Raw genomic sequence first — 12,492 nt, 5'->3', positions numbered from 1 at the left:
CTTTTCTCTTTTGCCGAGGTGATGGTTTTGCGTGCTCCCAAACAAAATGGTAATTGCTTCCCCAAACCAGCCAGCGCCTGTTGCTTATTCGATAGGTGTCTCTGATATGAACACCAAGCAACCGCCTTGCTTTGCGATTATTCATCACACCCTCCGATTACGATTTTCTTCATCCTGCTGACAGCTCACGCACATCGTGCATCCCGGATACGCTTTCCGGCGAGCCTCCGGCGAGCCTCCGGCAAACTGTCACCGCATTCCTCACAGTGCGTTGCTGATACTGCTGAGTGGTTGAGTCTGTGAGCCTGAATAGCGTTTTCGCGCATCATCTCTTCGAGAGCGCTGGCCTGATCGATGATTTCTGGTGTCATTTGCGACTTCTCCTGCGTTTTTTTGCTGCCCGGAGAGCTGCTGCAATACCCGTTTTCCTTCCGCAAACTGGATAGCTAGCATCCATGTGAAAAGCTGGAGATATTTCAGCTAAACTCCATGATTTTATTGACGCCATGGATACGCCGATAAGAGCTATTGTGGTTGTTAAATGCTTCATCAGTTCTCCATAAACTGTCGGTTAATTCGGTTGAAGGTGAACGCCAGCAATAAAAAAGGCCGACATAGCGACCTTGTGATTCGTTTGGTTAGCGTCATGATTCGACTCCGTATCGGCCTTGCATGCGACCGATGCTGCTAACGAATGCCACCAGGCTAATACCCAGAGGCGCGATTTTCTGGTGATGCTTTTTGATGATTGGCGGCACTACTGCATTCCATTTCGGCTTAGGCCTGCATTTCATTGCCTGCTGAATCTCTGCCACGCATTTACGTCCCTGTGCGCGTACAGCGTTGTCTTGCTCTGGCGTCATGCTGCCTCCCTGCGGGCGAGACGTTTTGCCCCGAAAGCCATAAGCTCGTCCCGGTCCACAGTTGCGAAGTGGCAGTGTGTACGCGGGTACGGGCGCCAAATGATGAGCATCGATCCTTTGTTATTTCCAGATACTGGCTTACCGGTGACCGGGTTAATGAATGCCAGCCGCCCGGCGGTGATGAAGCGCACCTCGCTGGCTGTCTGGATTGCCTCACGGAACCAGCCGACGGACGTATCAGCCGGAACCAGCATGACGGTGCCGATCTGGTTCTTGCTCTCAGCCGCGGCTTTCTTCACGAATGGCGTAATGTCGCTGTAGGGCGGGTTGAGCCAGGCATAGCCGGGGATGGTGAGGTAATCAGCCCACGGAGTTTCCAGCGTGTTCTGCTCAGCTGTGATGAACTTGCGGCAAAGCGCGTTATGCGATGCTGCGGCTGCATCCAGTTGAAAGCAGAACTCAGCATCCAGTGCGGCGAACAATACAGGTGGAGTGCGCCACAAATCACGCTGATCCGCTGGCGTCTTGCTACCGGTATAATCGGTCATGAATCCTCCCGCTCCGGGTTATTTACATCCCATCCATTCCGCTCAATATTCACCTGCAGCCGCTTATCTCCGACCTCTTCGATACTCCGACCGGTAATCTTTGCGACTTCTGCGTTGGTGTAGCGCATGAGTGCAGCCAGTTCACATGCGGTCCATTCACGCATAGTTAATCCTCCGGAGCGGGCCAGCGAGTTACGCTTGCTTCTGACTGAGTAAATGGAGCGACCTGTTGCCGTTGCTATCTCTTCCACTGAGAATCGACCGAACAGATACAGCTCGGCTGCCGTCCATGGCTTACCGGTCATCCTGCTGATAAGTGGTGCGCCGATACGTGATGCCTGGCGAGTGACTGCAGATTCGGAACGCTCAAGCTTTTCTGCGATAACCTGAACCGGCATAGTTCTGCCAACTTCATGCAGGAATAGGTTTTCCCACGGTTGCCAAAGTTCGCTCATCGCTACCTCCATTGCTCTCCGAATTTAAAGCCGATCTCCGCCAGCGCCTCGTCCATCTTCTCGATGAACTCCGGCACCATTTCGTTGAAATCAGTCATGTACTGAGGATCCCGCTCAACGACGACATGGTGAATGCCTTCGCGTTTCATGCGCGGGTCGTAGTTGGCAAAGAACCAGGCGTCTTTTCCGGTAACCCACATGCTGTACTGCACCTGGGCCATGTACTCTGACTTAATGGCTTCGAAACCGCCGAGGCGGAATTTCATGAAGTCGCGGGAGGTGAACGGGCATTTCAGCTCAAGGCCGAAATTGTTACTGCAAAGACCGTCAGGGGAACAGGCAGTACGCATGCTCTCGTCACGGAACAAGATCGGAGACTCCGTGACTTTCACGTCAGTGGTGAACTCGAAGAGAGTGCGGGCGTCTTCCTCGTACTGCTTGCCCCAAGCCAACGCCTTAGCGTTAACCTCTGGAGCAACGCCGGTACACACCTCGGCGAGCAATGTGTGGAAGTAGGACATCTTCATTCCCGTCCATTTCGTGCCGGATCGCGGCTTGGAAATTACGTTGTGTACTTCTGAGGCTGTGATGACTCCGAGGCGTAGCCGGTGCCACGCCTCATCGCCCTGTTGGATAGTGGTGACGTCAATGCCGGTCCGGGAAAGGATAATTTCTGGTGTCATAGTTTTACCCTGTATACGTTCTGCTTATTTGAACGGGTCCCATCGTGAAACCATATCGCGCACCTGGTGACTTCTATCCATTTACGCCGTTCAAGCTCGGCGATAAACCATGAAACGCGAGACCTTGTAATGCCTAAAATCTTTGCCATATCGCGAATGCTGTGTTTTCCGCTTCGCAACAATGAAAGGAGGGAAGGTGTCATGCTGCCGCCTTAGCTCTTTTTTGAAGGAATCCAAACCCTTTCTGCGCCTCTTCTTCCGTAAGCTCTGACGCCTCAAGAATTTGCCGCTTGAAGATGTCACTACACAGAGGGAGGAAGTCTTGTTCCCAGTCTTTATTCAGGGCGGTTAAGAGATCGGTGATCGCCTGTAGAGTTTCATCGCTTGCTGCTGGTGGAAGAGCTTCTGTGGCGCTGCGCGGCGTTACGTCCCGCATATCAACGTCCAGAGATTTCCCTTCCATTTCTTCGGCGGTAGGCTGCTGTCCAATCTCAGGCCATGCCTTACGCAACGCCTGAGCCTCAGCGCATTTCGCCAGCTGTCCATATGGGCGTTTTTTCCACATCGCGTTCGGCGCCGTGGTGTCGCGGCCGCCGGTTGCATAGTTCTCAATCCAGTATTCTTTGGCGCTGAACTCGACGATCTCGCCGCTGGGCATGCGCTTGAAAACGGTGTATTTGCACCACTGAGGGAAGGTAACATCGACACCAGTAAGCGTCTGAGTTACGTCGGGACCGAATTCTGGTTCCCGCGCCCCGGCATAATCGCCGGAACGGTCTGCTTGAATGCGGTAAAGCCCGATGCCCGGCATGACCACATCGCGCCATTCGCTTTTACCTGTTCTCGAGTCTTTGACGCTCATCGGCACGAGGTGGACAGGCTTCAGTAGTGGATCAAGTTGGCGGGCTCGGCAATAATCGAGCGCCATCATCACAGATTCGTCTTTGGCGCCAGGGTAGATGCTGTTCTTCAGCGCGCTCCAGGTAGCTACGTCGATACCTTTTTCCGCCAGCGCGCTCGCTGTGATTGTTAATTCGTTTGCCATCGTTAATCCCCTCAAAAATTAAAACGGGCAGCCGGTACGGTGTTCCCAGTCGTATTCCGCCTGGGCGTAAGCAACTGCCGAAATGAAATCGTTGTAGGCCTCGCCAGCTTTATCGCTGCGAAGTCCTTCGTATGGGCTGGTGTCGATCGGGACCGTGAAGTGGAAGAGGCCGGACGGCTCTTTTGGCATCATGTCGATAATTTGCTGCGCCCGGTCGTCGATCCACTTCTCTTTCTCGTCGGTTATCTGCTGCTCAGCCCAGCGCCGATCTTCGATGCGGTCGTAAGTGAGGTATGCGTTCATGGTTGCCTCAGTAATGAATTTTTGCGCAGGGGATCAGGTCATCTTTCAGGGCGGTAAGCACTTCGATAGCCTGTTCGCGGGTTAAGCTGGTGTGGCTGGTGAGCGCGTTAACGATGTTGGTGCCGACTGTCTTGCGGTGCTTAACGTCAGCTTCGCGCTTTGCCTGTTCATCGGCGATGCGCTTCTCTTCAGCCAGGCGGGCATCTTCTGCCTGCTTTGCCTTAAGGCGCTCGGCTTCCACTGCCGCAGCTTTTTCGCGTTCTGCCCGAGCTTCCGCTTCCCGCTTCTCACGTGCTGCACGCTGCTCCGTTTCAATGCGCTGGCGCTCCGCAGCTTCAGCACGCGCTTTCTCCTCAGCTTCGCGGCGTGCTGCGGCTTCGAGTTCAGCCTTCGCATTTTGCTCTGCATCACGACGAGCCTGTTCTGCCGCTTCCCGGCGAATATTTTCCTCACGTTCCAGGCGAGATTTTTCTTCCGCTTCATTACGAAGGCGCTCAAGCTCTGCAGCTTCATGCTCACGCTGCTTTGCTACGATTAGGGCAGCTTCGAGTTGTTGGATGGTGGTGTCTTTAGCCGCGCCAGCTTCAGCTGCTACTTCCTGCCAGCTTTCATCAAGTGCAACAGCTTTTGCTGACTCAATGCGCTGCTGGATTTCAACTGACGGCAGGTAGTTACCCACGCTATCAATAACATCAGCAAGGGCCCGCAAATCAACGAGTCTCTGCTGCAGTGCTTCCTTTCTTGCCGACTCGGCGTTTTCCCAGTCAGTGAGAGGTTTGCGCACTTCATCCTTCAGCGCGTCCAGCCGCTCACGTACAATGCGGCGGCTTTCGTCGATCTGCTTCGGCAGGGCTTTAAGCTCGGCAACCAGATCTTTACCGGCGTTGTCGATGTAGGTTTTGGAACGGGCAACCTTATGCGCCATGGATGCGATAGCGTCGCGGCCTTTACGGGTCGACACATCCGGCACCAGGCTGCGAGCCTCTTTCTCGATCGCCTCAATAATCGGGTCGAGCTGCTCTTTGGTGGTGAATACCGCCATTGCGTTCCGTTTCTCAATGACGACTAAATCCGTTACTTCGCTCATGGTTTCTCCTGAAATTTGGATGTGCAGATCCCGCCCGCTTTTAGCCAGGCCGATCGGTTGAATAGGGTGGTTACTTAGAAAGTTTTGAGTTCCAGGACTCTATGGCTGAAATTGGTGAGTCGAAGGTAACAGGAGCGATCCATCCGCAGCACTTCAGTTGGAACTGATTGAGGATGTATGGCTCTGGACCTATCCTGCAACCGCGATCCCATTCGAACGCCTTAATTACGGGCTGTCGTTTGCAAAATGGGCACTCTGTTGCGTCAGGGAGATTTTCGAAAGAAGTGTCCGGCAATGAGCCATCATCTTCAGCCCATTGAAGTTCGCCTGGCACAATAACCGAATATCCGTCCCAACGATCAAATTCAGGTGAAAGAACATCTTCGTAACCAGCGCCACGAAGGCGAAACTTAGCTCGGGCTATAACGACAAGCCCTTTTACTTTTCGGCTGCCCATCCGCCACATATAAACACCGGCGGCATCTGGCTTGCGTTCAGAGTATTTAACCCATTGCATGCTCACCTCCGCGCTGAATTGGAAGACCTGTGCCATCGAGAAGGACGTCAATCACGCAGTCACTGAGGCGGATTATTTCTGCATCGGTGTGCAGGTAGACCCATTTACGCTCTTGAATGACTGCTGAGACGCGATAGGTGCGGCCTTCATGCATTGCCATCATGCCGGGCGTAACGCACTGGCGAATGAGCGGCGTGGTGCCGTAGTGGTTGATCATGCCTTCACCTCAACCTGTTTCAGGAGGCCAGCAACATGCATCTGCCAGCGGTTAAGCACCAGTTTTTCACGCGGTGCCGATACCGACGTCAGTTGCCACTCGTTATCGTTGAGCTTTTTGGCGATGTACTGCTTGCCGTTGTGGGTGACTGTCATGATTCAGTCTCCAGGTGTCCGTTGCTGCGCAACCATGCGATAACTTCATCTACATCAAGCCGTTCAAGGATGTCTTCGATGTGACCAGCGGCCTCAGCCCAGTCTATGTAGTCATCAAGATCAATTTCCTGAAAGAGCGCCTTGCCTTCAATTTCAGAGACAAGGTCTGAGAGTTCCACACCACGAACTTCTAAATTGACGTGGTCGCGGTAACCACTTGTTGAAACATCAATACCTGTAGCTTTCACTTCAAAATCAATTGTCATAAATCCTCTTGGCCTTATCGCGGCGAACGGAACGGTTAATACAAGACTTCAACGCATTTATTCAGTGTTTCAATGGGCGGTGGATGGCCGCCGGTTGTCATAAAAAAACCGACCACATGTGTCGGTTTAGCAATTCATTTAATCGAGCGAATTTTCGTGAGTAGGCTGTCGTAAAGTTGAGGGTGTATCTCGTCGCAGATTGGTTTGAATCGCTCAGCAAGCTTCAACTTTGCACTGAGCCAGGCGGCGTATGCCTCGTCTGGACAAACGAACGACCCCAAGTAATGCTTTTGGCCTTTCCCAAGACTGATAGTTGTCCTATAAACGCCATAACGAGCATCAAACGTACTTCCGATAGGAGAAGGTCCGCGCTTTGCTTCTCGGCTGATTACAAAACTATTCAGATCGCATGGAACGAAAAGGCATTTATCTGGTGAGTAGATCTTGTTGCCAGGAAATAGGAGGTCTTTATCGATTTCCCAGCCCTCATGAAAATTCGCTTTCCACCACTTAAGGAAACCAGAGAAGAGCAGCCATTCAGGGGAAACAGAGCAGCCTATGTATGATGGATACTTGGCTTGAATAGGTGGGTAATAGCATCGCTGCAAAATGCTGTTCCAAACCTTAAAGGCTCGGTGGTATATCTTTTTCCCATCTACTGTTCCGCGCACACTGAATGGAACATCAATAATCCCAACTCCGTGGACAGGCCCCTTATTTTTCTTTCGGCTTCTCTTGCTCTCAAGAATGATGTCGGTAGCTGCCGAGCCCATACCGATCCTCCTGTTTTATGTGGCCGATAAAAAAGCCGCTGGTTAGGCGGCTTGTAATCTCTGTTCGCAAACTGTTATGCCAGCTTTTAGCGTTTCAATTTCGTCGCTGAATATTGCTTCTGGGCACAATGCGTATAGTTCTTGATACTCACTTAAGCGCTTTTTAGCCCATGGCAGCACCAGCGATTTAATGTTTGCGATAGTTGCCGGGTCAGGGTTGAAGTTTGAAAGTAGGTGGATGTTTTCGGTGATGTAAGACATGAAATTTTCCTCTGTCGTTACCCGCTGATGCGGTTATGTCTCATCGACGCATGGAAGAGATTTCCAGTCGATATCGTTCTTTGCAGAATCCCACAGACCTTTTCTTTTGTACTTTTCTGAGCATGGAATGCAGATGTTGTAAGGCCTGCCAACCATGTTTAGAGATATTCTCTGCATCTGTTCAGATGCCAGAAAGTACCCACAGAATTGACACTTGTGCATACGTACTCTCCATTAAGTTACCCGCTGATGCGGGAGAAATGCTTTGGTCGGTGTGGTGGACTGGCACTGAGTCGCCACTCTCACTTACTTCCTGAGCGCCCTGTTTCTGTATTGGCAAACAACAATCTGCCCAGCCGGTTTTCAGGTCTTATCACACTGCTAGCGTTGCACCTCGCTTGAGGACACCGCCACCACACCCAAAAACATTCCAGTTACGCACCATTGCCGCTCTCCCTGAGCCCGCCGGGCGTCCGACGCATGGTTTACTGTCGCGCCGTTCGACTGACCGAAACGCTGTGTTGTTTCGATGGACTTATAATGTACTGAAAGTTCATTCATGTAAAGTACCAATAGTACATATTTAAGGTAAAAAAAGTCCATTTTGTCATAACATAATGAACTTTAAGGTAATTTATTTTTATCCGAATCGACGATAATCTATCGACTGGCGGAGTAAGACTTTGGCTACCACGTGAAGCTGGTCTTCATCAGCCTCTTCGATGTGCCAGCGCTCGTATATTGGATTGTCAGAGATGACAACGAGCTTGTCTTTTTGCATCTGTAGGCGTTTAACATGAAGGGTTCTGCCATAGACAAAAACATAAATTCCGTCAGCATCAAAATGGTTAACCGAGACATCAACGAAGATCTCATCACCAGGATTGATTGTTCCCTCCATACTGTCTCCACTAACCGTGATGACTTTTATATGGTCTTGAGGTCTGCCATTAAATAGCGTTCTGGCATGCTCATTTGTGTACTCAATAGCCCTGACTTTCTCAATGAACTCATTGGAAATCATAGTCCCCGGCCCAGCACTCGCTTGAACATCTAATACGTCCACTCGATAAGAGTCGGACACCTTAGAGGCGTGGTTAGGTGTTATACCGTCCTCTGAAGCATATCCATGCAGGTATGCAGCTGTAGTCCCCAGCACTGACGCCAGCAACTCCATTTTCTCCTTTCTCGGCACCGCTTCGCCATTGAACCACTTACTTACGGCCTTCGGTGTAAGTTTCATTCTAGCAGCTAGATCAGCCTGCCTGCCATGTTGTGGAAGTCCCGCCTTATCACAGGCCAGCGCAAGCCTTAGCGAGAATTTTTCACGCTCATTTTGTTGAACCATCAGTTCAACTATATCTGTACTTGACTGTACTATCAGTTCCGTCATAATATGAACTACAAGTTCACCACTGGAGATGCAAATGAACGAAGTTACGTTTGGACACGTCATTAAATCCGTTCGTGTATCTGTTGTGGCTGAGGTTTGCGGACTTACGCCCAAGGCCATTTACAAATGGATTGAGCGAGGTTCTCTGCCGCGTACCGAGTTTACAGGAGAAACCGAGTACGCGGACAAGATCGCCAAAGCATCAGGCGGCAAGTATTCAGCAGCACAGATTCGCCGTATCGGTAAGCAGCAATTAGTCATGTAATAAAAATGTACTTTTAGTACCGAACGGCCCGGTATATGGTCGGGTGCCCGGCGTGGTCATGGATGACTGTCAATGGTGCACGATAAAAAGAACAAAAGATTTATCAATTCACTATTTAAACACCAAGGAAAATATATATGGAAATCAACACAATTAACCGCAACAAGGTCAATGCCCGTCGCATTGAGTCCTGGTTGCTAAACCGTATCGCCATGAAAGGTGGCAACAACGTAGCTAAAGAGATCGGCGTCGATAAAGCGCAGATAACCCGCTGGAAAGAAAGCTGGCTGCCGAAGATGGCAATGCTGCTGGCAGTTCTGGAATGGGGTGTCGTTGATGACGATATGGCTCGGCTGGCAAGAGAAGTTGCTGCGGTACTTACAAAGAAAAATCGCCCGGCGGCAACCGAGCGATCAGACCAAATCACGATGGATTTTTAACAACTATTTGCGGGGTTAATTATGCCAAACCAACTAGGAAAAGCAAATCCACATCCCACTCACAAATGCTCATTTTGCGGGAAAACCAATAACGACGTTGCAACTCTCATCACAGGAGATGGCGTATGCATCTGTGATGAGTGCGTTTGTTTGTGTGTGGAAATTATCTTCAAGCAGAACAGGAGAACTCATAGTGAGCATGATGTTAATGGTGAAAGCCATGCAAATTAAGGTCGGCAACCCATTACGCAAGCTCGTTCTCCTGAAGCTTGCTGATAACGCGAGCGATCAGGGTGAGTGCTGGCCTAGCTACCAATATATCGCTGACCAGTGCGAAATTAGCAAGCGATCAGTAATGAGCCACATTGATGATCTTTGTCAGTCAGGATTGCTGAAAAAAGTCTTCAGGAAGGGGACGAAAGGCAATTCTACAAATATCTACATCCTCACCTTACCTAGTGCAGGAGATTCACTACCTAGTGCAGGAGATTCACTAGGGGGTAGTGCAGGAGCTGCACCCAGAATCAGTCACTCTTTTGAACCAGTCAATGAACCTAACTCTCTCTCTGGGCGCGAGGGATTTATTAGCGAAGCTGCAAAGCGTCGTATTGGGATATCACCTGGAGGAGAAATTCCTCTTCCTCAGATGTTCAAGCCAAATGAAGAACACATAGCGATGGCGAGAGAGAAGGGGGTGAGCATTGAAACTGAACTGCTCAACTTCAAGGATTACCACACTGCGAGAGGCACCATGCTTCTTGACTGGAATTCAGCTTTCCGCGTCTGGATCAGAAACGCGCGTGTTAACCCGCTCACCAGAAAGCAGCGTAGTGAGCCTGAAACTCCACACTGGAACAGCCGCGAGGGCTGGGAGGACTTCCTGTGACAATGAAACTGATGACAGCCATTCAGAACCGTGATGGCGAAGCAATGGCCCGGATGTCCGGAAGCCACGATCCGAAAAACGTAATCAACATCGAAGCCGAGAGCTTGGTCGACTCACTATTTCGCCAGCTAAAGCAAATCTTTCCTGCGGCAACCCAAACAAATCTCAAGACTGACTCTGATGAAAAAACCGCAAAGCGACAATGGATCGCTGCATTTTCTGAAAACGGGATACGCAGCAGAGAACAGCTTTCTGCAGGAGTAAGACATGCCAGAGCCAGTGAGTCGCCTTTCTGGCCTTCTCCTGGGCAATTCATCAAGTGGTGCAAGGACAGTAGCACCGTTCTTGGTATTAACCTGGCAGATGTGATGAATGAGTTTCATCGCTACAGCAGAGAAAAAGGCGTCCACACAGGCGGTGCAGAAAGGTTCCCATGGTCTCATCCCGTCATGTACTGGATTATCACAGATACGCGCCGGGCCATGTACCAACGGCAACTTAGTGAGGTTGAGACTGAAAAGTTTGCAGCTAAAAAGCTGGAAGAGTGGGCGTTAAAAGTAGCTGGCGGTGAGCAGATTCCATCACCAGTTATGGCTATTGAATGTAACTCCGACGTCATTCCAGTAACCCATGAGAGCAGAAGCATCGGTTACCACCCTGAAGGAAAAACATTTGGCTGCATGCCTAATGCTGCAACTCTTGGTGCGCTTACTCCAGCGCAGTGGCTATGGGATGAATACCTCAAAGGGAAGGCCGCTGGCCTTATCAGGTGAAAACGATGGACAGCTTAAAGCAACGCATTCTCGACTACGTATCAGCTAACCAGCCCGCCAAAGTTGATCTGATTTACAAGGAGCTTGGTATCTGTCGTAACCGGTATTACGAAGAGGCTAAGCAACTCCGCTTTATGGGCAAGTTGCGCAGTGTACCGGGCATCGGCGTATTCACTGGTGAAGATGACTATCAGCGCTGGCTGAAAAGTGGCGGATACGAAGAAATTCGGCGTCGTGCTGTCGAGGTTAATCTGAGCAGCCAGGAAGCGAAGGGGATGAAAAAGCCGCGTAACCGCGACGATCCGAAGATGTTCGAACCGTACAACCCGGCGAATAACGGAGTTGTCGCTGAGTTTATGCAGAGCGATGCACACAAGCGGCTGATGATGGTTTACGGGAGACGAGCATGACTGAACCTTACATAGCAGAGCTATCTGCAAGCGTGGCCGTGATAGTCGGCCTTTTTTATGGCTGGAGAAAATTGTGAGCGATACACGAAACTGGAAATGCTTCTTCGGCATGCACCAATGGCAGCTAAAAGAGAAGCAAGAGCAGCACTACTACGAATATTCATCCAGTACGAGGCCATACAAAATTAAGTTTATTTTGCGACTGCAATGCGCTCACTGCGGAAAGTTCGAATCACAAATAATCGATTAACAGGTCCGAATGCGGGCCTTTTTTATGAGGGTAGGATTATGATCACTAAGCAATTAGTAGAAACCATTAAGCACAATGGGATTCTGGCATCTGCTGGAGAACTGAAAAAATTGTTTACGAAAGCAGTTGAGGCAGAAGAGAAAAATATAGAACTCGAGAAAAAGCTCACAGACCTTGCAGTACAGCTCGCTAACACCGAGAGCAAGTGCAGGGAGCTGTCATCAAAAGCAATGGAACTGGTATGCGAAGCAAGCCTGGTTTACAGCAAGTACAACGACACGCAGATGCCAGACCGTGACCTCGTTGATATGCAGACACTTCAGGAAATGCACGACTTGTGCAAAGGAGCCGTGCTATGAGCAAATCAATCGCAGATGGAGCAAAACTTACGACTGAAACATTCGCTGATTTTGTTGAGCGCTTGAAGTATCACCATCGCGGTGATGGCGTAAATCGTCATGCCACCGCCGATCCTATTTTCATGGTTCAGAAGCAGGTAACCATTTATGGCCTGGCCGAAGAGTACGGCGAAGCGAAGATAGTCCATTTCGATGAATGCGAATGGAACTCCCCGAAGGAATATTGGGATGACGCCGAAGACGATAAGCGCGATGAACTCAACTGCATGGCGAATGACATGTGGGAGAAGGATTTTCTTGACTGCGAAGAGAGTGAGCAGTGGGACTTTCTTGCAGACCTCGATAATCACACTGTGTGCGGAACTCGCAAGGAATGGCAGCACGTTAACGCACACCTAACCCGAGAGGCCGCTGAGTGTTACCAACGGTGCAAAACTGATCCACCCCAGCGGTTGAAAATTGATCCAGGGGTTAATCTGCTCCTCTGAATACAGGGGAGCTTATGATCACTTTTGAGATTCGTATGGAAATTAAAGTCCTGCA

General features: G+C 50.3%; 25 protein-coding genes and 1 pseudogene. 8 read left to right on the top strand and 18 right to left on the bottom strand.

Translation table 11 applies throughout. The features are described from left to right. Nucleotides 1-144 precede the first annotated feature (144 nt). From OOJ59_RS16815 to OOJ59_RS16730, 18 genes and pseudogenes are all read right to left on the bottom strand, one after another. Nucleotides 145-201: pseudogene (locus OOJ59_RS16815) on the bottom strand (hypothetical protein); the annotation flags it as partial. Further along, nucleotides 186-371: a TraR/DksA family transcriptional regulator gene (locus OOJ59_RS16810; RefSeq protein WP_268063440.1), complete on the bottom strand. Its 186-nt coding sequence runs from the start codon at nt 369-371 to the stop codon at nt 186-188. The pseudogene OOJ59_RS16815 and the gene OOJ59_RS16810, both read right to left, overlap by 16 nt. Next, complete coding sequence (locus tag OOJ59_RS16805) at nt 368-550, bottom strand: hypothetical protein (RefSeq protein WP_160956412.1); 183 nt, start codon at nt 548-550, stop codon at nt 368-370. The genes OOJ59_RS16810 and OOJ59_RS16805 overlap by 4 nt, the downstream gene beginning before the upstream one ends. A gap of 94 nt (nt 551-644) precedes the next feature. Beyond that, a complete protein-coding gene (locus OOJ59_RS16800) occupies nt 645-863 on the bottom strand; it encodes a hypothetical protein (RefSeq protein WP_121567097.1) in 219 nt (72 codons plus the stop codon). Beyond that, nucleotides 860-1,411, bottom strand: coding sequence for a phage N-6-adenine-methyltransferase (locus tag OOJ59_RS16795; protein WP_160956411.1), 552 nt, complete (start codon nt 1,409-1,411; stop codon nt 860-862). The genes OOJ59_RS16800 and OOJ59_RS16795 overlap by 4 nt, the downstream gene beginning before the upstream one ends. Further along, complete coding sequence (locus OOJ59_RS16790; protein ID WP_268063444.1) at nt 1,408-1,866, bottom strand: hypothetical protein; 459 nt, start codon at nt 1,864-1,866, stop codon at nt 1,408-1,410. The genes OOJ59_RS16795 and OOJ59_RS16790 overlap by 4 nt, the downstream gene beginning before the upstream one ends. Before the next feature lie 2 nt (nt 1,867-1,868). Then, complete coding sequence (locus OOJ59_RS16785) at nt 1,869-2,549, bottom strand: lambda exonuclease family protein (protein ID WP_103856784.1); 681 nt, start codon at nt 2,547-2,549, stop codon at nt 1,869-1,871. Then, the gene (locus OOJ59_RS16780; protein WP_074165348.1) at nt 2,546-2,752 is read right to left on the bottom strand and encodes a winged helix-turn-helix transcriptional regulator; all 207 of its coding nucleotides are present in this window, start codon (nt 2,750-2,752) and stop codon (nt 2,546-2,548) included. Before OOJ59_RS16780 ends, OOJ59_RS16785 begins: the two co-directional genes overlap by 4 nt. Further along, nucleotides 2,749-3,594, bottom strand: coding sequence for a phage recombination protein Bet (gene bet / locus OOJ59_RS16775; RefSeq protein ID WP_160956410.1), 846 nt, complete (start codon nt 3,592-3,594; stop codon nt 2,749-2,751). Before bet ends, OOJ59_RS16780 begins: the two co-directional genes overlap by 4 nt. 18 nt (nt 3,595-3,612) lie before the next feature. After that, the gene (gamL, locus tag OOJ59_RS16770) at nt 3,613-3,897 is read right to left on the bottom strand and encodes a host nuclease inhibitor GamL (RefSeq protein ID WP_100397633.1); all 285 of its coding nucleotides are present in this window, start codon (nt 3,895-3,897) and stop codon (nt 3,613-3,615) included. Nucleotides 3,898-3,904: 7 nt separating this feature from the next. After that, nucleotides 3,905-4,984, bottom strand: a complete 1,080-nt coding sequence (locus OOJ59_RS16765; RefSeq protein WP_160956409.1) for a hypothetical protein — start codon at nt 4,982-4,984, stop codon at nt 3,905-3,907. A 70-nt stretch (nt 4,985-5,054) separates the two neighbouring features. After that, nucleotides 5,055-5,501 (bottom strand): hypothetical protein, encoded by a 447-nt coding sequence (locus OOJ59_RS16760; protein ID WP_063963190.1) that lies wholly within the window; start codon nt 5,499-5,501, stop codon nt 5,055-5,057. Beyond that, nucleotides 5,488-5,718, bottom strand: coding sequence for a cell division protein FtsZ (locus tag OOJ59_RS16755; protein ID WP_063963191.1), 231 nt, complete (start codon nt 5,716-5,718; stop codon nt 5,488-5,490). The genes OOJ59_RS16760 and OOJ59_RS16755 overlap by 14 nt, the downstream gene beginning before the upstream one ends. Continuing rightward, the gene (locus OOJ59_RS16750; protein ID WP_202416152.1) at nt 5,715-5,873 is read right to left on the bottom strand and encodes a hypothetical protein; all 159 of its coding nucleotides are present in this window, start codon (nt 5,871-5,873) and stop codon (nt 5,715-5,717) included. The genes OOJ59_RS16755 and OOJ59_RS16750 overlap by 4 nt, the downstream gene beginning before the upstream one ends. Next, entirely contained in the window at nt 5,870-6,139 is a 270-nt protein-coding gene (locus tag OOJ59_RS16745) for a hypothetical protein (protein ID WP_001752702.1), read from the bottom strand. Before OOJ59_RS16745 ends, OOJ59_RS16750 begins: the two co-directional genes overlap by 4 nt. A gap of 134 nt (nt 6,140-6,273) precedes the next feature. Then, on the bottom strand, nt 6,274-6,912 hold the full coding sequence (locus OOJ59_RS16740) for an AP2 domain-containing protein (protein ID WP_160956407.1): 639 nt from the start codon (nt 6,910-6,912) through the stop codon (nt 6,274-6,276). A gap of 42 nt (nt 6,913-6,954) precedes the next feature. Then, the gene (locus tag OOJ59_RS16735) at nt 6,955-7,173 is read right to left on the bottom strand and encodes a hypothetical protein (protein WP_160956406.1); all 219 of its coding nucleotides are present in this window, start codon (nt 7,171-7,173) and stop codon (nt 6,955-6,957) included. 640 nt (nt 7,174-7,813) lie between these two features. Further along, complete coding sequence (locus tag OOJ59_RS16730) at nt 7,814-8,521, bottom strand: LexA family transcriptional regulator (protein WP_201442659.1); 708 nt, start codon at nt 8,519-8,521, stop codon at nt 7,814-7,816. Between the two features lie 79 nt (nt 8,522-8,600). On the opposite strand from OOJ59_RS16730, the gene OOJ59_RS16725 reads away from it, so the two are divergent. From OOJ59_RS16725 to OOJ59_RS16690, 8 genes are all read left to right on the top strand, one after another. Continuing rightward, nucleotides 8,601-8,831, top strand: coding sequence for a hypothetical protein (locus OOJ59_RS16725; RefSeq protein WP_052928615.1), 231 nt, complete (start codon nt 8,601-8,603; stop codon nt 8,829-8,831). Nucleotides 8,832-8,968: 137 nt separating this feature from the next. Next, nucleotides 8,969-9,271: a CII family transcriptional regulator gene (locus OOJ59_RS16720; RefSeq protein ID WP_160956439.1), complete on the top strand. Its 303-nt coding sequence runs from the start codon at nt 8,969-8,971 to the stop codon at nt 9,269-9,271. A gap of 21 nt (nt 9,272-9,292) precedes the next feature. Beyond that, nucleotides 9,293-9,502, top strand: a complete 210-nt coding sequence (locus OOJ59_RS16715) for a ClpX C4-type zinc finger protein (protein WP_160956438.1) — start codon at nt 9,293-9,295, stop codon at nt 9,500-9,502. Further along, nucleotides 9,471-10,157: a helix-turn-helix domain-containing protein gene (locus tag OOJ59_RS16710; protein ID WP_268063443.1), complete on the top strand. Its 687-nt coding sequence runs from the start codon at nt 9,471-9,473 to the stop codon at nt 10,155-10,157. The genes OOJ59_RS16715 and OOJ59_RS16710 overlap by 32 nt, the downstream gene beginning before the upstream one ends. Nucleotides 10,158-10,159: 2 nt before the next feature. Further along, nucleotides 10,160-10,930, top strand: coding sequence for a replication protein P (locus OOJ59_RS16705; protein ID WP_268063442.1), 771 nt, complete (start codon nt 10,160-10,162; stop codon nt 10,928-10,930). A gap of 5 nt (nt 10,931-10,935) precedes the next feature. Beyond that, nucleotides 10,936-11,340 carry a hypothetical protein gene (locus OOJ59_RS16700; protein ID WP_160956008.1) on the top strand — a complete coding sequence of 135 codons (405 nt, stop codon included), beginning with the start codon at nt 10,936-10,938 and terminating at the stop codon, nt 11,338-11,340. Nucleotides 11,341-11,628: 288 nt separating this feature from the next. Beyond that, on the top strand, nt 11,629-11,949 hold the full coding sequence (locus OOJ59_RS16695) for a hypothetical protein (protein WP_160956005.1): 321 nt from the start codon (nt 11,629-11,631) through the stop codon (nt 11,947-11,949). Further along, nucleotides 11,946-12,437 carry a hypothetical protein gene (locus OOJ59_RS16690; protein ID WP_268063439.1) on the top strand — a complete coding sequence of 164 codons (492 nt, stop codon included), beginning with the start codon at nt 11,946-11,948 and terminating at the stop codon, nt 12,435-12,437. Before OOJ59_RS16695 ends, OOJ59_RS16690 begins: the two co-directional genes overlap by 4 nt. The last annotated feature ends 55 nt before the right edge of the window (nt 12,438-12,492 follow it).

It is taken from the genome of Citrobacter sp. W9 (assembly GCF_026719375.1).
In the GTDB taxonomy this organism is placed as follows: Bacteria; Pseudomonadota; Gammaproteobacteria; order Enterobacterales; family Enterobacteriaceae; genus Citrobacter; species Citrobacter werkmanii.
The sequence above is the reverse complement of the archived record's forward strand: the minus strand, read 5'-3'. Positions and strand labels throughout refer to the sequence as shown.

Excerpts from the sequence above, each read along its gene's own strand:
- OOJ59_RS16810 (WP_268063440.1), bottom strand. The coding sequence starts at position 371 with ATGACACCAGAAATCATCGATCAGGCCAGCGCTCTCGAAGAGATGATG.
- OOJ59_RS16805 (WP_160956412.1), bottom strand. The coding sequence starts at position 550 with ATGAAGCATTTAACAACCACAATAGCTCTTATCGGCGTATCCATGGCG.
- OOJ59_RS16800 (WP_121567097.1), bottom strand. The coding sequence starts at position 863 with ATGACGCCAGAGCAAGACAACGCTGTACGCGCACAGGGACGTAAATGC.
- OOJ59_RS16795 (WP_160956411.1), bottom strand. The coding sequence starts at position 1,411 with ATGACCGATTATACCGGTAGCAAGACGCCAGCGGATCAGCGTGATTTG.
- OOJ59_RS16790 (WP_268063444.1), bottom strand. The coding sequence starts at position 1,866 with ATGAGCGAACTTTGGCAACCGTGGGAAAACCTATTCCTGCATGAAGTT.
- OOJ59_RS16785 (WP_103856784.1), bottom strand. The coding sequence starts at position 2,549 with ATGACACCAGAAATTATCCTTTCCCGGACCGGCATTGACGTCACCACT.
- OOJ59_RS16780 (WP_074165348.1), bottom strand. The coding sequence starts at position 2,752 with ATGACACCTTCCCTCCTTTCATTGTTGCGAAGCGGAAAACACAGCATT.
- bet (WP_160956410.1), bottom strand. The coding sequence starts at position 3,594 with ATGGCAAACGAATTAACAATCACAGCGAGCGCGCTGGCGGAAAAAGGT.
- gamL (WP_100397633.1), bottom strand. The coding sequence starts at position 3,897 with ATGAACGCATACCTCACTTACGACCGCATCGAAGATCGGCGCTGGGCT.
- OOJ59_RS16765 (WP_160956409.1), bottom strand. The coding sequence starts at position 4,984 with ATGAGCGAAGTAACGGATTTAGTCGTCATTGAGAAACGGAACGCAATG.
- OOJ59_RS16760 (WP_063963190.1), bottom strand. The coding sequence starts at position 5,501 with ATGCAATGGGTTAAATACTCTGAACGCAAGCCAGATGCCGCCGGTGTT.
- OOJ59_RS16755 (WP_063963191.1), bottom strand. The coding sequence starts at position 5,718 with ATGATCAACCACTACGGCACCACGCCGCTCATTCGCCAGTGCGTTACG.
- OOJ59_RS16750 (WP_202416152.1), bottom strand. The coding sequence starts at position 5,873 with ATGACAGTCACCCACAACGGCAAGCAGTACATCGCCAAAAAGCTCAAC.
- OOJ59_RS16745 (WP_001752702.1), bottom strand. The coding sequence starts at position 6,139 with ATGACAATTGATTTTGAAGTGAAAGCTACAGGTATTGATGTTTCAACA.
- OOJ59_RS16740 (WP_160956407.1), bottom strand. The coding sequence starts at position 6,912 with ATGGGCTCGGCAGCTACCGACATCATTCTTGAGAGCAAGAGAAGCCGA.
- OOJ59_RS16735 (WP_160956406.1), bottom strand. The coding sequence starts at position 7,173 with ATGTCTTACATCACCGAAAACATCCACCTACTTTCAAACTTCAACCCT.
- OOJ59_RS16730 (WP_201442659.1), bottom strand. The coding sequence starts at position 8,521 with ATGGTTCAACAAAATGAGCGTGAAAAATTCTCGCTAAGGCTTGCGCTG.
- OOJ59_RS16725 (WP_052928615.1), top strand. The coding sequence starts at position 8,601 with ATGAACGAAGTTACGTTTGGACACGTCATTAAATCCGTTCGTGTATCT.
- OOJ59_RS16720 (WP_160956439.1), top strand. The coding sequence starts at position 8,969 with ATGGAAATCAACACAATTAACCGCAACAAGGTCAATGCCCGTCGCATT.
- OOJ59_RS16715 (WP_160956438.1), top strand. The coding sequence starts at position 9,293 with ATGCCAAACCAACTAGGAAAAGCAAATCCACATCCCACTCACAAATGC.
- OOJ59_RS16710 (WP_268063443.1), top strand. The coding sequence starts at position 9,471 with ATGATGTTAATGGTGAAAGCCATGCAAATTAAGGTCGGCAACCCATTA.
- OOJ59_RS16705 (WP_268063442.1), top strand. The coding sequence starts at position 10,160 with ATGAAACTGATGACAGCCATTCAGAACCGTGATGGCGAAGCAATGGCC.
- OOJ59_RS16700 (WP_160956008.1), top strand. The coding sequence starts at position 10,936 with ATGGACAGCTTAAAGCAACGCATTCTCGACTACGTATCAGCTAACCAG.
- OOJ59_RS16695 (WP_160956005.1), top strand. The coding sequence starts at position 11,629 with ATGATCACTAAGCAATTAGTAGAAACCATTAAGCACAATGGGATTCTG.
- OOJ59_RS16690 (WP_268063439.1), top strand. The coding sequence starts at position 11,946 with ATGAGCAAATCAATCGCAGATGGAGCAAAACTTACGACTGAAACATTC.